Source organism: Pseudomonas sp. V98_8 (genome assembly GCF_029967975.1).
GTDB lineage: Bacteria > Pseudomonadota > Gammaproteobacteria > Pseudomonadales > Pseudomonadaceae > Aquipseudomonas > Aquipseudomonas umsongensis.
The window spans coordinates 13,404-31,270 of record NZ_JASCAE010000043.1 but is presented as its reverse complement, the minus strand read 5'-3'; the positions used below and the strand labels follow the sequence as shown (position 1 = coordinate 31,270).

The 17,867-nt window shown below is 60.8% G+C and carries 13 protein-coding genes and 1 pseudogene; 4 read left to right on the top strand and 10 right to left on the bottom strand.

Translation table 11 applies throughout. From position 1 onward, the window contains the following. Positions 1 to 101 precede the first annotated feature (101 nt). The 4 genes and pseudogenes from QLG10_RS13115 to QLG10_RS13100 all read right to left on the bottom strand — a co-directional run bounded on the left by QLG10_RS13115 (position 102) and on the right by QLG10_RS13100 (position 3,351). Positions 102 to 542 carry a carboxymuconolactone decarboxylase family protein gene (locus QLG10_RS13115; protein ID WP_110749316.1) on the bottom strand — a complete coding sequence of 147 codons (441 nt, stop codon included), beginning with the start codon at positions 540 to 542 and terminating at the stop codon, positions 102 to 104. A 118-nt stretch (positions 543 to 660) separates the two neighbouring features. Then, positions 661 to 2,103: a mechanosensitive ion channel domain-containing protein gene (locus QLG10_RS13110; protein WP_110749318.1), complete on the bottom strand. Its 1,443-nt coding sequence runs from the start codon at positions 2,101 to 2,103 to the stop codon at positions 661 to 663. A 280-nt stretch (positions 2,104 to 2,383) separates the two neighbouring features. Further along, positions 2,384 to 2,458: pseudogene (locus QLG10_RS13105) on the bottom strand (hydrolase); the annotation flags it as partial. A 26-nt stretch (positions 2,459 to 2,484) separates the two neighbouring features. Continuing rightward, positions 2,485 to 3,351 carry a pirin family protein gene (locus QLG10_RS13100; RefSeq protein ID WP_188264621.1) on the bottom strand — a complete coding sequence of 289 codons (867 nt, stop codon included), beginning with the start codon at positions 3,349 to 3,351 and terminating at the stop codon, positions 2,485 to 2,487. A 439-nt stretch (positions 3,352 to 3,790) separates the two neighbouring features. On the opposite strand from QLG10_RS13100, the gene dkgB reads away from it, so the two are divergent. Continuing rightward, the gene (gene dkgB / locus QLG10_RS13095) at positions 3,791 to 4,621 is read left to right on the top strand and encodes a 2,5-didehydrogluconate reductase DkgB (RefSeq protein ID WP_282487484.1); all 831 of its coding nucleotides are present in this window, start codon (positions 3,791 to 3,793) and stop codon (positions 4,619 to 4,621) included. Here dkgB and QLG10_RS13090 read toward each other — a convergent pair. From QLG10_RS13090 to QLG10_RS13070, 5 genes are all read right to left on the bottom strand, one after another. After that, positions 4,612 to 7,827 (bottom strand): transporter substrate-binding domain-containing protein, encoded by a 3,216-nt coding sequence (locus QLG10_RS13090; protein ID WP_282487483.1) that lies wholly within the window; start codon positions 7,825 to 7,827, stop codon positions 4,612 to 4,614. The two genes, dkgB and QLG10_RS13090, sit on opposite strands and share 10 nt — an antisense overlap. After that, positions 7,828 to 8,454: a response regulator transcription factor gene (locus tag QLG10_RS13085; protein WP_110749326.1), complete on the bottom strand. Its 627-nt coding sequence runs from the start codon at positions 8,452 to 8,454 to the stop codon at positions 7,828 to 7,830. Between the two features lie 111 nt (positions 8,455 to 8,565). After that, positions 8,566 to 8,979, bottom strand: coding sequence for a response regulator (locus QLG10_RS13080; RefSeq protein ID WP_110749328.1), 414 nt, complete (start codon positions 8,977 to 8,979; stop codon positions 8,566 to 8,568). A 146-nt stretch (positions 8,980 to 9,125) separates the two neighbouring features. Then, positions 9,126 to 10,460: a SidA/IucD/PvdA family monooxygenase gene (locus QLG10_RS13075; RefSeq protein ID WP_282487482.1), complete on the bottom strand. Its 1,335-nt coding sequence runs from the start codon at positions 10,458 to 10,460 to the stop codon at positions 9,126 to 9,128. Between the two features lie 144 nt (positions 10,461 to 10,604). Then, the gene (locus QLG10_RS13070; RefSeq protein WP_008056197.1) at positions 10,605 to 11,087 is read right to left on the bottom strand and encodes a sigma-70 family RNA polymerase sigma factor; all 483 of its coding nucleotides are present in this window, start codon (positions 11,085 to 11,087) and stop codon (positions 10,605 to 10,607) included. Positions 11,088 to 11,461: 374 nt separating this feature from the next. Here QLG10_RS13070 and QLG10_RS13065 point away from each other — a divergent pair, with 374 nt between their 5' ends. The 3 genes from QLG10_RS13065 to QLG10_RS13055 are packed head-to-tail and all read left to right on the top strand — an operon-like array spanning position 11,462 to position 16,010. After that, complete coding sequence (locus QLG10_RS13065) at positions 11,462 to 12,634, top strand: efflux RND transporter periplasmic adaptor subunit (protein WP_282487481.1); 1,173 nt, start codon at positions 11,462 to 11,464, stop codon at positions 12,632 to 12,634. After that, on the top strand, positions 12,635 to 14,608 hold the full coding sequence (locus tag QLG10_RS13060) for a MacB family efflux pump subunit (protein WP_282487480.1): 1,974 nt from the start codon (positions 12,635 to 12,637) through the stop codon (positions 14,606 to 14,608). A gap of 7 nt (positions 14,609 to 14,615) precedes the next feature. Then, a complete protein-coding gene (locus QLG10_RS13055) occupies positions 14,616 to 16,010 on the top strand; it encodes an efflux transporter outer membrane subunit (RefSeq protein ID WP_110749335.1) in 1,395 nt (464 codons plus the stop codon). 111 nt (positions 16,011 to 16,121) lie between these two features. On the opposite strand, the gene QLG10_RS13050 is transcribed toward QLG10_RS13055, so the two are convergent. Continuing rightward, positions 16,122 to 17,741, bottom strand: coding sequence for a PvdJ/PvdD/PvdP-like protein (locus QLG10_RS13050; protein ID WP_282487479.1), 1,620 nt, complete (start codon positions 17,739 to 17,741; stop codon positions 16,122 to 16,124). Positions 17,742 to 17,867 lie beyond the last annotated feature (126 nt).

Here is a 17,867-nt window from a genome sequence, read left to right as displayed (position 1 = left end):
TGATCCAGATAGAATAATTGGGTTAATCCCTCACTGTATTGTTGATATCCCTGCAATGCGAAACACCACTGGCAGAGACATCAACAATGAACGCCAATCAATCAGGCCTGAGGCGTCTTGCGAAAGCCCACCGCCAGGCGGTTCCAGCTGTTGATGGTGTTGATTGCAACGGTCAGGTCGACCATTTCCTTGGGGGTGAATTGGGCGGCGACCACTTCGTAGTCTTCATCGGGCGCATGGGTCAGGCTGAGCTGGGTCAGCGATTCGGTCCAGAGCAGTGCGGCGCGTTCGCGCTCGGTGAAAAAGGGTGCTTCGCGCCAGGCCGTCACGGCAAACAGGCGGCGCGGGGTTTCGCCGCCCTTGATCGCGTCGGCAGTGTGCATGTCGATGCAGAAGGCGCAGCCATTGATTTGCGAAGCGCGCAGCTTGACCAGTTCGATCAGGGGCTTTTCCAGTGGCAGTTTGGAAACGGCGGTTTCCAGGGCGATCATGGCTTTGAGGGCGTCAGGGGAAGCGGTGTAGAAATCGACACGTTGTTGCATGGCATGCTCCTGGGCAAGTGGGTGTGTCACTACGTTAGCTCCGTGGCCTGTATGCACAAATAGCCAATCCGGCAGAAGTCGAGGAGGCCAATGACCCGCTTAGCGACCATGCCCCCCGTCACACCCGACTGCGTAACCACTGCAAAAACCCTTTCTTCGGCACCACGGGGGGTACATCGGCGATCAGTGACTGTGCCTTGTTCAGTCGGAAATCCAGCAAAGTCTTCATCGCATCGTTGATGTCCTGGCGGGCATCCAGGCAAGGCTTGAGGTACTGCTTTTCGATGCGATAAAGCGTGCAGGGGGTTTTCGCGGCGAATTGGGCGGGCAACGCACTGTCGGTGAGAATACCGGCCTCACCGATCACCTCCCCCGGCCCCATGCGTCCGGATTCGATGGGCGTGCCGTGACGGTTCAGCGTGACCGAAACCACCCCGGACTCGATGATGAACAAGTGATCACTGACCTGCCCCGCCTCCAGTATCGTCTCGCCGGTGCGGAACGATTGCAGGGACATGTTCTGGCTGAAGGTTTCTTTCTCATCGTGGCGCAGGCTGGAGAACAGCGGCGAGGTATCGAGCAGCGCCCGTGGCCGTGTGAGGTCGCTCGCCGGGTTGGCCTCGACGCTCGACAGCAAATGGATCCCGGAGGCGCGCAAATGCCGGTACGCCAGATCGAACAGTTGATTACGTACCGAGCGCTTCTCGCTCATCGAGGCGACAAACCCGCTGATTTCGTATTCGTTGCCGGCAGCACTGGAGCTTTTGAGCGCTACTTTGCCGCCGGGCGAAGTCAACAAGGTTCGGCAGCCCTGCATCGCTCGCTCAAGGGCATCGATCACGATTTGCGGACGGACATGGGGGCTGACCTGCAGGCTGATCGAAAGGCCGAACATATCGCTGGGACGGCTGAAGTTGGTGATCTTGGCCTTGGCCGCCAACGAGTTGGGAATCACGATCATGCTGCCTTGGGAAGTCTGCAGGCGCGTGGCCCGCCAATCGATATCGATGACCCGGCCTTCGGTGCCGTCGATGGCGATCCAGTCATCCAGTTGATAGGGCTTGGTGGTGTTCAGCACGATCCCGGAGAACACGTCGCTAAGGGTGCTTTGCAAGGCCAGGCCAACGATGATCGCCAATGCACCGGAGGTAGCCAGCACACCTTTGACCGGTAGATTGAGCACGTAAGCCAAGGCTGCGATGACCGCGACCAGGAAAATCACGGCTCCGAGCAGGTCCTGCAACAGTCGCCCGGTGTGCCCTACCCGCTGCATCATGCCCGCACCGATCAGCACGGTCAGGGTGCGCGCAGCGAACAGCCACCAGCCGATCTGCAAACCGGTGGCCGCCAGGTGCAACGGCACGTTGTCATCCCAGGGCGCGGGTTCCAGCGGGTTCATGCCTTCGTTGAACAGTACCAGGCTGAACAGTGAGAAAATCGCCACCCGCACCAGCAGTTTCACGTTGTGGCCACGGGTACCGATCAAGCGCCACAACACCAGATCGGTCAGGATCAGGAGCAAGGCGCAAACCAGCGGGTGTTCGGTCAGTAACGACAGCATCTAGCAGCTCCGGCACGGGTGATTAACGCAAATATCGCACACATTGTAGGAGCTGCCGCAGGCTGCGATCTTTTGATCTTCGGCGATTTGCAAATCATGCAAAATCAAGATCAAAAGATCGCAGCCTGCGGCAGCTCCTACAGGGGGCGATATGTCCGGGTTACTTGGTCAGGGTGTTGTAGCCCGATGTCGTTGCGCCGGTCGCGGTACAGCTCACAGGCCAGGCCGAACGGGTCCGCGTGTGTTATCGATGCCGAAAAAGTCGGCGTGGGTACCCCGGTTAGCGCTGCGAATCCAGCGCTTCATGTTCGTTCGCCACTTGTTGAGCCTTGAGGTAGCTCTCGATCAACAATTGTAGATCTGGAGTGGTTGCCCGAGGCATCAACCGTGCATCTGGCCGAAGCGACCGGATTGGAAGTCGGCGAACGCCTGGTGGATTTCCTGCTCGGTGTTCATCACGAACGGACCGTGGCCGACGATCGGCTCGTCGATCGGTTCGCCACTGAGCAGAAGCACCACAGCGTCTTCGCTGGCTTGGAGGGTCATCTGATCGCCCTTGCGGTCGAACAACGCCAACTGCCCTTGACGCACCGACTCCAGGCCGTTGACTTCAATCGTGCCGCGCAAAACCACCAGTGCGGTGTTGCGTCCTTCATGCAGATCCAGCGTAAGCAACTTGCCGGCATTCAGGCGCAGGTCCCAGACGTCGATTGGGGTAAAGGTGCGCGACGGCCCTTTGTGGCCTTCAAATTCACCGGCGATCAAGCGCAAGCTGCCGGCGTCGTTCTTCAGGGCAATGCTCGGGATGTCGCCATCGACAATGGTCTGGTAACCGGCATCGGCCATTTTGTCCTTGGCCGGCAGGTTGACCCACAACTGCACCATTTCCAGGGTGCCGCCGCTCTTGGCGAAAGCTTCGGAGTGAAACTCTTCATGGAGAATCCCCGAGGCGGCGGTCATCCATTGCACGTCACCGGGGCCGATCTTGCCGCCACTGCCGGTGGAGTCGCGATGTTCCAGTTCGCCCTTATAGACGATCGTCACGGTTTCGAAACCACGGTGTGGATGCTGACCAACGCCGCGTCGCGCGGTGGTCGGGGTGAATTCAGCGGGGCCGGCGTGATCCAGCAGCAGGAACGGGCTGATGTGCTTGCCCAGGTTGTCGTAGGAAAACAGCGTGCGGACCGGAAAACCATCGCCAACCCAATGGGCTCGTGGGCTGGTGTAGATACCGATGATATTTTTCATGGTGTCTCCTGATGAGGTGGGTGAAGCCATGGACAGAGCTTAAAACCGTGACCTTTGCTGCGCTAGACTGCAAAAATCAGCTTTAGCGTTCTATCTGGAGAACGATGGTGGAAGACCTCAACAGCGCCGCCGAACTGATCGAACGTAACCGTTCCGAACCCGATGGTTACCGATGACCTGTTGGCCTTGCGCCACGCGGCGGTAGCTGGCATCGGCATTGCCCACCTGCCCGGGCATTCAGATAGCCCGCGTTATCGTTAACGTCCATCGCGACGGTGCGACGATTCGACATGCTCGCTCCTACAGGGGAATGCATTCCAGACCACGCGCCATCGATTCTTGATTTCCAGTAAACATTGCTTTGCCCATCCAGCGGTTTTTCTCACGGATGCGGGCGCGGATACTCGCGTCCATTCCCACTGCAACCTCTGGAGTCTTCATGTCCATCCCCGCTTTCGGCCTGGGTACGTTTCGCTTGCAAGGCCAGGTGGTCATCGATTCGGTGAACACCGCCCTGGAACTGGGTTACCGGGTCATCGATACCGCGCAGATCTACGAAAACGAAGCCGAAGTCGGCCAGGCTATCGCTGCCAGCGGCATTGCCCGCGAAGACCTGTTCATCACCAGCAAGATCTGGGTCGCCAATTTTGCCAAGGATCGCCTGATCGACAGCCTCCGGGAGAGCCTGCACAAACTGCAGACTGACTATCTGGACTTGACCCTGATCCACTGGCCGTCGCCGCAAGACCAGGTGTCGGTCGAAGAGTTCATGGGCGCCTTGCTTGAAGCCAGGGACTTGGGCCTGACCCGGCAGATCGGTGTCTCCAACTTCACGGTCGACCTGATGAAACAGGCGATAACCGCTGTCGGCGCGCAGAACATCGCCACTAACCAGATCGAATTGCACCCCTACCTGCAAAATCGCCAGGTCGTCGAGTTCGCGCAAAGCCAGGGTATCCAAATCACCTCGTACATGACCCTGGCTTACGGTGAAGTGCTCAAGGATCCGGTGATTACGCAGATTGCCGATCGTCTGCAAGCGACCCCGGCACAAGTCACCCTGGCCTGGGCCCTGCAACTGGGTCATGGCGTGATTCCTTCGTCGACCAAACGCGCCAATCTCGCCGGCAACCTCAAGGCTAGCGCCATCACGTTGAACGATGCCGACATGGCATTGATCGCCAGTCTGGATCGCGGCTATCGACTGACCAGCCCCAAGGGCCTGGCGCCGGCCTGGGATCAAGCAGCCGGGTTCAAGCCTCAGCCCTGACCAAGGGTTTTTTCCAGGCGCGTCATCGCCTTGTGCAACTGATCGACGGCTGCGTCGATCAATGCGGCATCGCGCTCGGCACAAGCACGCTCCAGTTGCTCGCAACACGCCACCAGTGCCTGTGCCCGGACCATTTGCGCCCCACCCCTGATGCGGTGCGCCAGGTCTTTCAAGCCATGGCGATTACCGCTGGCATGTTCTTGCAGAAGACGCTCACGATCTTCGCGGTTGGTCACGGCCAGATCGTGCAGCAGTTGCACGATCAATTCACTGTCTGCCCCGGTGTAGCGTTGCAACCCGGTTAAATCGATTTCAGTGATGGGGGGCGCTTCGGGCACGCCTGCCGATTCGACGGGAAATCTGCTGCTCAACCATGCGCTCAGGTCGACCAATCGAATGGGTTTGAACAGACAATCGTCCATGCCCGCTTCAATGCAACGCATTTTTTCCTCGGGTTGCGCGCTGGCAGTGAAGCCTAGAATCAACGTCGGCGGCCCCACCTGGAAACGCTCCTCATCGCGGATCGCCCCCGCCAGTTCATAACCGCTGACCACCGGCATGTTGCAGTCGGTGACGACCAGATCGCAGACGTGTTTGCGCCATTGCTCGAAGCCTTGCTGGCCGTCCTCTGCGAGCAGAACCTGGTGCCCGAGGTAACTCAGTTGCCGCGAAAGCAGCAACCGATTGGCCGGGTAATCGTCCACCACCAGAATCGTCAGCGGGCGGGTCCTTGCCGGCGGTTCGCCCGGCGCCATTTCACCGGCGGGCAACGTCTCCAATGCCAGCAGTTCCAGGCTGATGTCCAAACGGGTACCGCGCCCCAGGACACTGGCGAGTTGCAATCGCCCTCCCATCATTTCGCACAGCGTGCGGCTGATCACCAGCCCCAGGCCGGAGCCCTGCCGGCCGGATACCTGGCGATTCCCGACCTGCACGAACGGACTGAACAAGCGTTGCTGGTCAAAGTCGCTGATACCACTGCCGCTGTCCTCGATACACACATTGACCGTGACACGGTCCGGCGATACGGGCACAACCTGCAACTTCAGGCTAACTTCGCCTTTGTGAGTGAACTTGATGGCATTGCTCAGCAGGTTGGACAGCACCTGCTTGAAACGCGTGGGGTCGATCAACACATCGCGGTCGCTGTGCTCATCCAGCTCGATGCGCCACAGCAGGTTCTTCTGCCGGGCCAGGCCTTCGAAGACCCGACACACCGACACCACCAGCGCGTGCAGATTGGTGCGCTCTGGCATCAGGGACAAATGTCCGGATTCGATTCGGGCAATGTCCAGGATGTCGCCGATCAACGCCAGCAACTGTTGCCCGGCACTTGACGCCACCTCGATGGCCGCGCGGTCGGTGATGCCCTTGTCGGCGGATTTGAGTGCCAGTTCAAGCATGCCGATCAAGGCATTCATCGGCGTGCGGATTTCATGGCTCATGGTCGCCAGGAACGTGGTCTTGGCGCGATTCGCATCGTCGGCGGTGTCCTTGGCCTCCTGCAATCGGGCAAGCCATTGCTGGCGCTGGCGGATCTGCCGGCGCTGCCAGGCTATCCACACCAGGGCAAGGAGAAGCAAGGCGCCCGCGGCAGCGAATGCCTGGAAAATCGTCTGTCGATGACGCAGCCAGTAACTCTGCTCCACCATCAGGTCATTGCGCCAGGGCATTATCAGGTCGTCGATTTCTTCGGGAGGGATACTGAACAAGGCCTTGTCCAGGATCGAATGCAACTCGGTGTCGTCGCGACCGGTCGCCAGGGTACTGCGCGCGGGATCGATGCCCACGGTACTGGTGACCTGGAGGCGGTCACGGTACTGCCGGGAAATCAGGTAACGGGCACTGATCAATGAGTTGATGCCACCTTGTGCCTTGCCTTGGGCAACCATTTCCATGGCATCGGCCGACAGCGGCGCGTCCACACAACGGATCGACGGGAAGTATTGGCGAATGAACTCGCCAGCGATATTGCCCTGGGTCAGCGCCAGGGTTTTCCCGGCCAGATCATCCAGGGTCCTGGGGCTGTCCGGCGCCAGGCGCGTTACCAGCACGGAAGGGCTGGTCAGGAACGGCCGGGTAAACAGCAAGTCTTCCTCACGCCGGGAACTCAGGCCGATGCCGGCCAACACATCAACCTGGCCGCTCTTGATCGCCTGCAGCATCTCGGCGACTGAGCGCATGCCCCGGATGTCGAATTGCAAGCCGGTGCGCAGGCTGATTTTCGCCAACACATCGACCCCGATGCCGCGAAACTTGCCTTCACTGTCCACGAACGTTATCGGCGGGATGTTCTCGTTGATCGCCACACTCACGCGCGGGTGACGGTCGAGCCAACGTTGCTCGGCCACGCTCAATTGCAGCGACTGCGTGCCCGGCATGGACACCCCGCTCGCACCCCAGCGGCGCAGTATGTTCATTTGTTCGTTGGCCGTTATCGCCGTCAGGGCCTTGTTGACAACGCGCAGCAGCGCCGGGTTGTCGCGGGCCATGGCAAAGGCGAAGCGCCCCGGTTCCATGGGCGAGAAGTCAGCCAGTTGGACGTTGTTCAGGTAGTTTTTGCTGATCAGGTAATGGGCGCTGATCGCATCGCCCAGATAGACATCCGCCTGGCCAAAGGCGACTGCGCCGACCGCTGCCAGTGTCGAGGGGAAAAGCTGGACCTGCGCTTCAGGATAAAACTGCTGCACGCTTTGTTCAGGCAAGTAGTGGTAGAGCGTTGCCAGGCGCTTTTCAGCCAGCGTCGGGTCCAGTGCCTGGTGCGAGTCAACTCGGGTCACCAATACCGGCTGATCCACCGCATAGGCGTGGGACATTTGTAATTGGCGGTCCTGGGACTCGTAGCTGTTGGACGTTCCCAGAAGGTCTGCCGCCCCTTGTTTGACGGCTCGAACGGCGTCTTCGCGGGCGGGATAGCGTTGGACTTCGATCTCCACCTGAAGCAGTTGGCGCAGCAGATCGGCATAGTCGGCCGTCACCCCCTCAAGCGTGTGATCGGTGGTGATGTCAAAAGGTGGATAATCCGGGGCTGAGACGGCAAGCACCAAACGGGCTTTCTGCTGCAACCAGCGCGAGTCGGCCACCGATAACGGCAGCACCTGGCCTTCCGCGCTGGAACGGCCCAACAACGCCAATGTCTGCGGCTGCGCAAAGACACTCGATGCCCCCAGGCAAAGAGCCAACAGCAGGTATCGAATAGCGTTCATTCAGACCAAAGCATGACGCTGGGCAAGGTCACGCAGATGCACCGACGACTTCACGTTGAGCTTTTCAGTCAAGCGGGTTTTGTAGGTGCTCACGGTCTTGTGGCTCACGTGCAGGATTTCGGCGATTTCCTTGTTGCTCATACCCTGGGCCAGATACTGGAAAATCGACAACTCGCGGTCCGAGAGGCTGTCGATCATGTGTTTTTCACTTCGTAGCGCCTGGCTCACGGACACCGAGCTCGAGGGCAATCGGGTGAAAAAGGTGTAGCCGGCCATCACGGCACGCACGGCTTTGTGCAGATGCTGCAGATCGTTGGTCTTGGGGACGTAGGCCACGGCACCCGCGCGCATGCAACGATCCTGGAAAAACGCTGGCTCCTGGGCGGTGAACACCACCACCCGGCAGTACACCTCTTCCATCTGGATCCGTGCCAGTACCTCAAGACCGTCGAGTTTCGGGAGTTTGAGGTCCAGCACCAGCAGTTCAGGCTTATGTTCGCGGATCATCGACAAGACTTCGTTACCGCTTGCCGCTTCAAAGATGTGCTTGTATCCCTCCAGCTTGAGTACGATTTTGACTGCACCGCGAATCACCGGATGATCGTCCACAATCAACGCGCACTTCATGGCAACTCCCTATGCATAAACACAACATTCGGACACTGATGGTCCATGGGCAAGAGCCCGCACGGGACACAGTAGCTGCGCCTGAACTCTTGCACATATAACTCGATTGAACTACCTGACAGAAATGACAGTCCCGACGAACGGTCGGGGCCGATCGACGATTGCCATAAAACGCTGGATCGTCGCCAGGTCCGGCACCAAGGCGTGGCTCACCTGCACCTTGTGCCGCTCACAGGCCGCAATGACAGGGAGTCGTGCGCGCTGACCATCGAAGATCAGAGCGTGCGCAAGCTGCTCGTTGTCGAGACAGAAATCCAGCAGGTCCAGCTTGCCATGCGCAAGGCCAGCATTGATGACCAGCAGATCGAATGGCGCGCAGCCATATTCGACCAGGTTCAGAAGCTCGTCGAGGCTTTGCACCGGCGCCACGCGAAAGTAATCGAGCTGGTTGAACAACCGCTCTATTTTCATCCGGTTGAAGTGTTGTTCGTCGGCGATCAGGATGCGAAAGGACTTGCTGGGCAACGTGCCCCCCCGGGTCAGATTGATGAGGGGGCAAGGCTACGGAAGACCTACGACGCATTCTGTAGGAAAAATCCGAAATATCACCCGAAAAGTCTGACGCGAGGCGCGGGTTTGCGACGAAGGCGACCTCACAGCCGCCGAAGATTTCAGCTGGCAGTCGCCAGGAGCAGATCCGCCATCGATCGATGCCCGCGCTGCTTGCCATGGTCATACAGCGAACCGGCGATCTCGTGCGCACGAATCGGCAGGATCGACAGCAGTGTGTCGCTCAAGCCATGGCTGGCCTGGCAGAAGCCCTGCATATAGATGCCGGCCTTGCAGCGCTCATCGGTGATCAATTTGTAGTTACGATCCACCTCGAAATCACCCAGGTACTGTTCCAGCGGGGCCAGCAGCTTGCGGTGCATCTGCCGCTCGTAACCGGTGGCCAGCACCACCGCGTCATAGAGACGGACCGCGACTTCGCCAGTGGCGTTGTTGCGCAGGGCCAGCTCGATGCCAAGCTCGGTGGCGCTGGCGCTTTCAAGGGTGGTCAGGGTACGGAACGCATGGCGAGCAATGCCCGAGACTTTCTGCCGGTAGAAAATTCCGTAGATGCGTTCGATCAGGTCAATGTCCACCACCGAATAGTTGGTGTTGTGGTATTCGTTGACCAGGCGCTCACGCTCGCTGCTGTCCTGCTGGAACACCAGGTCGGTGAACTCCGGCGAGAACACTTCATTGACGAACGGGCTGTCGTCCGCCGGTTTCAGGGCAGAACCGCGCAGGATCATGTCGACCTGCACCGACGGGAAGCTGTCGTTGAGGTCGATGAAGGCTTCCGCCGCGCTCTGCCCGCCACCGATGATGGCAATACTCATCGGCTGGTTGTTCACGCACGGCTGCCTGGCCATCTGCGCCAGGTACTGCGAATGGTGGAACACGCGATTGTCGCCCTTTAGTCCCTTGAACGCCTCGGGGATGCGCGGCGTGCCGCCCGCGCTGACCACCACCGAACGGGTGGTTCGAAGCTGTCGATGTCCAGCGCTATCGCGAGAAATCACCCGCAGCGCTTCGACTTGCTGGTTGTGCAGTACCGGTTCGATAGCCAGCACTTCTTCGCCATAACGGCTCTGTTTCTCGAATTGCGCAGCCACCCAACGCAGGTAGTCGTTGTACTCCATGCGGCAGGGATAGAACGTGCCCAGGTTGATGAAGTCCACCAGGCGACCGTGAGCCTTGAGGTAATTGACGAACGAGTAAGGACTGGTCGGGTTGCGCAGGGTCACCAGGTCCTTGAGGAAGGAAATCTGCAGCTCGCTTTGGGTCGACAGGGTGTTGCCATGCCAGCTGTAGTTGGCCTGCTTGTCGAGAAACAGTACATCCAGCTCGCCCTGGGTCGGCCCGCGTTCTTGCAGGGCGATGGCCAGGGCCAGGTTCGAAGGGCCGAAACCGACGCCGATCAGGTCGTGAACGATGGGCGATGCAATTGCCTGTGTCATTTCCAGTGTCCTCTGGATGAACCCCGAGCGGCGGGGAGATAAGCCTAAGTGACCTGGCCGGCCTTGAGCACGACGGCAGGTCGTCTGTTGATTAGGAACGAGGACAGTGAAATAAAATTTAACAAGAACGGATCAACGCGAGGATCAATGCGCATCCCATTGGCGCATCCGCACGCGGCAATGCTTCATGGCGTTGACGATGTGCTTTTCTACCAGAGCCTTGGAGATGCCCAGGTGTTCGGCGATCTGCGGGTGTGACAGGCCTTCGATCTTGCGCAGCAGGAAACTCTCGCGGCACAGTCGGGGCAATTCCGCCAGGGCGCGCTGGAGCATGTCCAGGCGCTGGCCGTGATCGAGGCTGCTCAAGGGTGAGGGGCTGAAATAGCGCTCTTCGTTGTCGAGCACCTCCAGCGACTCGACCTGGCGCAATGCATTGCGTCGGTGATCGTCGATCACCAGGTTCAATGCCGTGCGATACAGGAACGCCCGGGGCTGCTCGATCGGCGTATCACTGGAGCGTTCCAGGACTCGCAGGTAAGCGTCATGCACCACATCTTCAGCCACCTGGCGGTTGCCCAGCTTGGCGTTGAGGAAACACACCAGCTCTCGATAGTAGTTTTCCAACATGACTCCCGTCCGCACGGGTGCGGTTTCTGTCCTTGAAGCAACCTGTCGGCCACAGTGGCACGGTAGTGGCAATTTGAGATGCGTAATTTATAGTAATTCTCATGTAGATTTAAAGTCTTGCTTTGTCTTGCCCGACAAATAGTAGGAGCTGCCGAAGGCTGCGATCTTTTGATCTTCTGCTTTTAGGCTCTTGCTCTTGGGCAAACGGGGATGCGCTAAAGATCAAAAGATCGCAGCCTTCGGCAGCTCCTACAGGTGTTACGCCATATGTCCGGGGCTAAATTCCCCAGCAGTTTCCTCGTTTACTGGACAGCTCCCCGTCCCTATTCAGCTGTTTTGAACGACGGGCCAAAATCCTTTGGCCGGAACCCCGCATGAATCGTCCCCGTCACACCCGACGCGCCCTGCTGGTAGCACTCAGCCTGATCCCTCTTATCGCCGTCGCCGCCTGGCAACTCATCCCGCCCGGGCGCGACCGGTTCGCCACCGTGCAGGTGACCCGCGCCGACATCGAAAGCAGCGTCACGGCCTTGGGTACCCTGCAGCCCAGGCGTTACGTGGACGTCGGCGCCCAGGCGTCCGGGCAAATTCAAACGATCCACGTGGAAGTCGGTGACATGGTCAAGGAAGGCCAACTGTTGGTGGAAATCGATCCCTCCACGCAACAGGCCAAACTCGATGCCGGGCGTTTCTCCATCGAAAACCTCAAGGCGCAGCTTCAGGAGCAACGCGCGCAACACGACCTCGCCCAACAGAAATTCCAGCGCCAGCAACACCTCAAGGCCGGCAACGCCACCCGCGAAGAAGACGTGCAGACTGCGCAGGCCGAACTGCGCACCACCCAGGCGCGCATCGACATGATCCAGGCGCAGATCCGCCAGGCCCGGGCCAGCCTGCGCAGCGATCAGGCCGAGCTCGGCTACACCCGGATCTATGCGCCCATGTCCGGCACGGTGGTCGCACTGGATGCCCGCGAAGGCCAGACCCTCAACGCCCAGCAACAGACACCGCTGATTCTGCGCATCGCCAAACTGTCGCCGATGACCGTCTGGGCCGAGGTCTCCGAAGCCGACATCGGCCACGTCAAACCCGGCATGAGCGCCTGGTTCACTACCCTCAGCGGCGGCACCCGGCGCTGGAAAAGCACCGTGCGGCAGATCCTGCCCGTGCCGCCCAAACCCCTCGACCAGACCAGCCAGGGCGGCGGCAGTCCTGCCAGCTCAAGCAAAAACGGCAGCGCTCGGGTGGTGCTGTACACCGTGCTGCTGGATGTCGATAACGCCGACAACGCGCTGATGGCGGAAATGACCACCCAGGTATTTTTCGTCGCAGGCCAGGCGCAAAACGCCCTGACCGCGCCGATCGCCGCCCTGCAGGCCGGCGTGCAAGCCGACAGCCAGACCGCACAAGTGGTGGCCAGCAATGGCCGCATCGAACAACGCAACGTGCGCACCGGCATCAGCGACCGCCTGCGGGTGCAGATCCTCGACGGCCTTCAGGAAGGCGATCACTTGTTGATCGGCCCGGCCGACGGGAGCGGCGGTTGAATGCACACGCCCCTGATCGACCTTTCAGACATCCGCAAAGCCTACGGCGGTGGCGACACCCCTGAAGTCCATGTATTGCGCGGCATCGACCTGTCGATCCATGCCGGGGAATTCGTGGCGATCGTCGGCGCCTCCGGTTCCGGCAAGTCGACTCTGATGAACATCCTCGGCTGCCTCGACCGTCCGACTTCGGGCGAATACCGCTTCGCCGGAGAAAACGTCGCTGCCCTGGACAGTGACGAGCTGGCCTGGCTGCGCCGCGAAGCCTTTGGTTTCGTATTCCAGGGTTATCACCTTATTCCGTCCGGTTCGGCCCAGGAAAACGTCGAGATGCCGGCGATCTACGCTGGCACTCCGGCCGCCGAACGCCATGCCCGCGCCGCCGCCCTGCTCGAGCGCCTCGGCCTGGCCACGCGCACCGGCAATCGTCCACACCAGCTCTCCGGTGGCCAGCAGCAACGGGTGTCCATTGCCCGCGCCTTGATGAACGGCGGCCATATCATCCTCGCCGACGAACCCACCGGCGCCCTCGACAGTCACAGCGGCAAGGAAGTCATGGCGCTGCTCGACGAGCTGGCGAGCCAGGGCCACGTGGTGATCCTCATCACCCATGATCGCGAAGTGGCGGCGCGGGCCAAGCGCATCATCGAGATTCGCGACGGCCTGATCAGCAGCGACAGCGCCCGGGACAATTGCGCCGCGCAAACCTCTGCCAATCCAGGTGCATTGCAAGCAGTGGACCTGCGCAAGCGCCTGACTGAAGGCGCGCGACCCAGCGGTGCCTGGAAAGGCGAATTGGTCGACGCGGTGCAAGCCGCCTGGCGGGTGATGTGGATCAACAGGTTCCGCACCGCGCTGACCCTGCTGGGGATCATTATCGGCGTGGCGTCGGTGGTGGTGATGCTCGCCGTCGGCGAAGGCAGCAAGCGCCAGGTCATGGCCCAGATGGGCGCGTTCGGTTCCAACATCATTTACCTCAGTGGCTCGTCCCCAAACCCGCGCACACCGCTGGGTATCGTCACCCTGGACGAAGTCAAGGCAGTGGCGAACCTGCCCCAGGTGATGCGCATCATGCCGGTCAACGGCCAGGAAGCCGGAGTACGCTTCGGCAACCTCGACCACCTGAGCTACGTTGGCGGCAACGACACCAACTTCCCGGCGATCTTCAACTGGCCGGTGGTGCAAGGCAGCTACTTTACCGAGGCCGATGAACGAAATGCCGCGGCGGTCGCGGTGATCGGCCACAAGGTGCGAACCAAACTGCTCAAGGACGTGGCCAATCCCATCGGCCAGTACATCCTGATCGAAAACGTGCCGTTCCAGGTGGTCGGCGTGCTGGCGGAGAAAGGCGCCAGCTCCGGCGACTCCGACAGCGACGACCGCATCGCCATCCCCTACTCCGCCGCCAGCGTGCGATTGTTCGGCACCCACATCCCGGAATACATCGCGATCGCCGCCGCCGATGCGCGCAGGGTCAAGGAGACGGAACAGGCCATCGAGCAGTTGATGCTGCGCCTGCACAACGGCAAGAAGGATTTCGAGCTGACCAACAACGCGGCGATGATCCAAGCCGAAGCGCGCACGCAAAACACCCTGTCGCTGATGCTCGGTTCGATTGCCGCGATCTCGCTGCTGGTGGGCGGCATCGGCGTGATGAACATCATGCTCATGACCGTGCGCGAACGGACCCGCGAGATCGGCATCCGCATGGCCACCGGTGCCCGCCAGCGCGACATCCTGCGCCAGTTCCTCACCGAAGCGGTGATGCTTTCGGTGGTCGGGGGCCTGGCCGGGATCGCCCTGGCGCTGATCGTCGGCGGCGTGCTGACCCTCAGCGAAATCGCTGTCGCGTTCTCCTTGATAGCGGTGCTGGGCGCCTTCGGCTGCGCCCTGGTCACCGGTGTTGTCTTCGGCTTCATGCCGGCCCGCAAAGCGGCCCGACTCGACCCGGTCACGGCCCTTAACAGTGAATGATCTTTCCATGAAGCCGCAACTGAGTTTGCTGACCCTCTGCCTGTTGCTCGGCGCCTGCGCCAGTCCCGCCCAGCGTCCGGACAGCGGCATTACGCCGCCGGCCGCCTGGCAATCACCCCACACCTCGGCTGCCAGCCGCGACAACCAGCAATGGTGGAACCGCTTTGGCAGCCCACAACTGGGACGCCTGATCAAACAGGCCCGAGTCGGCAGCTACGACCTGGCCGCGGCCATTGCACGGGTGCGCCAGGCAAAAGCCGAAACCGTGGTCGCCGGTGGTTCGCAGTTACCAGGAGTCCAGGCGGGGGCGAACGCCAACCGGCAGAAGTTGCTGCGCGGCAATGGCTACAGCCAACTGGATGCCGACAGCGACAACAGCGCCGTGGACTATTTCAACGCCAACCTGACCGCCACTTACGAAATCGATTTCTGGGGTGGCCAGCGCGCTTCCCGCGACAGCGCGCAATTCGCGTTGCAGGCCAGCGAGTTCGATCAGGCGACGGTGGAGCTGACGTTGCTCAGCGGGGTCGCCAACACCTATGCGCAAACCCTTTCGCTGCAGGAGCAGGGCCGTATTGCCGAGCTGAACCTGGCAAACGCGCAGAACGTGTTGAAACTGGTACAGACTCGCTTCGATTCCGGGTCCGCGACCGCACTGGAACTGGCCCAGCAAAAAAGCCTGGTGGCCGCGCAGCAACGCCAATTGCCGCTGGTGCAGCAACAGGCCAGGGAGGCGCAGATCAGCCTCGCCACCCTGCTTGGCCGCCCGCTGCAGGAACTGGTGCTGGGCCGGGAACATTTCGATCAATTGTCTTGGCCCGCCATTGACGCGGGCGTACCCAGCGAACTGCTCAGCCGGCGCCCGGACATCGCCCGGGCCGAAGCGCAACTGGCCGCTGCCCAGGCCGACGTCACCGTCGCCCGCGCCGCCATGTTGCCGACCCTGACCCTGAGCGCGGAAATCGGCTCCGGTGCCGACCGTGCCGGTGACATCCTGCGCAGCCCCTTTTATAACCTCACCGCCGGGTTGCTGGTGCCGGTGTTCAACAACGGGCGCCTGGGCGCCGAGCGCGACAAGGCCACAGCGCGCCAGGAAGAGCTGCTGGAAGCCTATCGTGGTGCGATCATCAACGGTTTCGCCGACGTGGAAAAAGCCCTCAACAGTATTCGTGGGCTGGACGCACAACGGCAGTGGCAAAGCGAGGAACTGAACCAGGCGCAGACCGCGTTCAACATCGCACAAAGCCGCTATGAAGCGGGCGCCGAGGATTTACTGACGGTGCTGGAAACCCAGCGCACGTTGTATGCGGCGCAGGATTTGAATGTGCAGCTAAGGCTGTCACGGATGCAGGCGAGCATAGCGTTGTACAAGGCACTGGGTGGGGGGTGGCAGGTTCTATAAATACGGCGCCTGTCAGGCCGTCTTCGCGAGCAAGCCTGCACCCACAATGGACCTGTGTTTGCAGGACCAATGTGGGAGCGGGCTTGCTCGCGAAGAACGATAACACGGTCGTCAGGCCTGACTTTGCTTGGCCTTCAAATTCCGCGCATACCAAGGCCGCTGCGGTACCTTCCTGAACAAATTCACCAACTTCTGCTCATCCTCGCCAAAGGTAATCCGCAACGCCAGCTTCATGGTCTCCGGGTCCATCTCCACCGACTTGCCCACCTGCAACCCCGGCATGGTGCTGCAACCATGGGTGCCCGGCCCCAGCCACGGGTCGTCGATCTCGACCCAACGCCCCGGCGCGAACCACTGCACGCCATTGACCTCAAGCCGACTCACCTGCCCCGGATGAAAGCGCTCATGGGCGCGGAACCAGTCTTCCAGGCGATCGTCGATCCAGCCATGGAAGTGCCAGAACACCGGGTTTACATGGGACGAGAACGGATCGCCGAGGAAGTCGTTTTCCGGCGCATACCAGCGCGCGGAAAAGTCCGCCGGATCCCGGGCGAACGGCACTGGCTGGCCGTTGGAAGGATCGCGCGGCACCGAGGCCCAACGCATGTGCAACCAGTCATGCAAGCCCAATTCGACCTCTGAGCCAAACTGCCCCAGGGTCAGCTTCGACAGGTAACGCGGGTCGCGGTATTGCGACTCCCAGACCTGGAAATTGCTGTGGTAGGTCTCGGCAGTCTTGATGTCGCTGACCCATTGCGAGTACTCGTCATCGTCTTCGGCCAGCCAGGTGGGCGGCAGCGCCGTGCCGTCGTGGTTGTCGAAATACCGGGCGAAGCCGATGCGGTCCCGGACCAGCTCCGGTTGCGGCAAGGGGAACTGCGTCCACGACGGCAAGTGCTGCATCGAACGCGCCGTGCCGAGCATGTGCCGGTGCATGAAGAAAAAGTCCACGCCCGAGCCGTTGCGATCCTTGCGTGTGCCACGGGCGTCACGTTCCTTGTCCCGGGGTCCGGGTTGCCAGCCAATGCCGCGCAAGGCGTCGCGCTTGTCTTCGGGCAAGGTGTGCCATTTATCCCGGGACGCGTGCCACAGTTGATGGAACAAGCGATGCTCCGGGGACGTCAGCCAGGCCAGCAGCGGTGGATTCAGAGCCGTGCGCTCGCGGGCTTCGGGGAACACCTTCTTGACTGCGACAAAGCGATTGTCCTGGGTCGTCATCATCAAGGGGCGATCCAGATCCAGCACGCGACCACTGAGGCTGCCGCTGCCGGCATTGCCGAAACCGGCCCAGACTTCATCCAGCGCCATGCTGAACTCGTAGTCACAGCTGCCTCGGGCGCTGAGCAGGCGCCAACTCAGCTGCGCCGGCTTGACCCCGGCCACATCGCCCAGCACCTGATATCGCGGTGCTTCGTTTGAACGCAAGCGCTCGGCGGTGTCGAGAAAACCCACCAGGCCACGACCCTTGTGGCCGATGTCGAGAAACAGCTCCAGCCCGTCCAATGGCAAGCCTTCAAGCCCGGCATCACGTCCTTTGAAACGGATCTGCCAAACACCACGAAGTGTATCCGCCAGGCGTTGGCCGGTGACATCCGCCACCTCGAACGACGCTTCGCCGGGGGTGATCGTCGGGTCCGGCTTCGTCCATTGGCGATGCCCATAAAAAGCCGCGGGCACAGCCGCGCCGGTCAGCGCCAGGCCTGCCATGAACCATCGTCGAGAAATCGTCATTGCCCTACCTGTGTCAGCCATGAAGCAGGCTTTATCCAAGCTAGAACGTTTGTTCCCTTCCAAAATTTATGGTGCAGCCAAAAGATCGCAGCCTGCGGCAGCTCCTACATGAAATGCCTGCCCCTG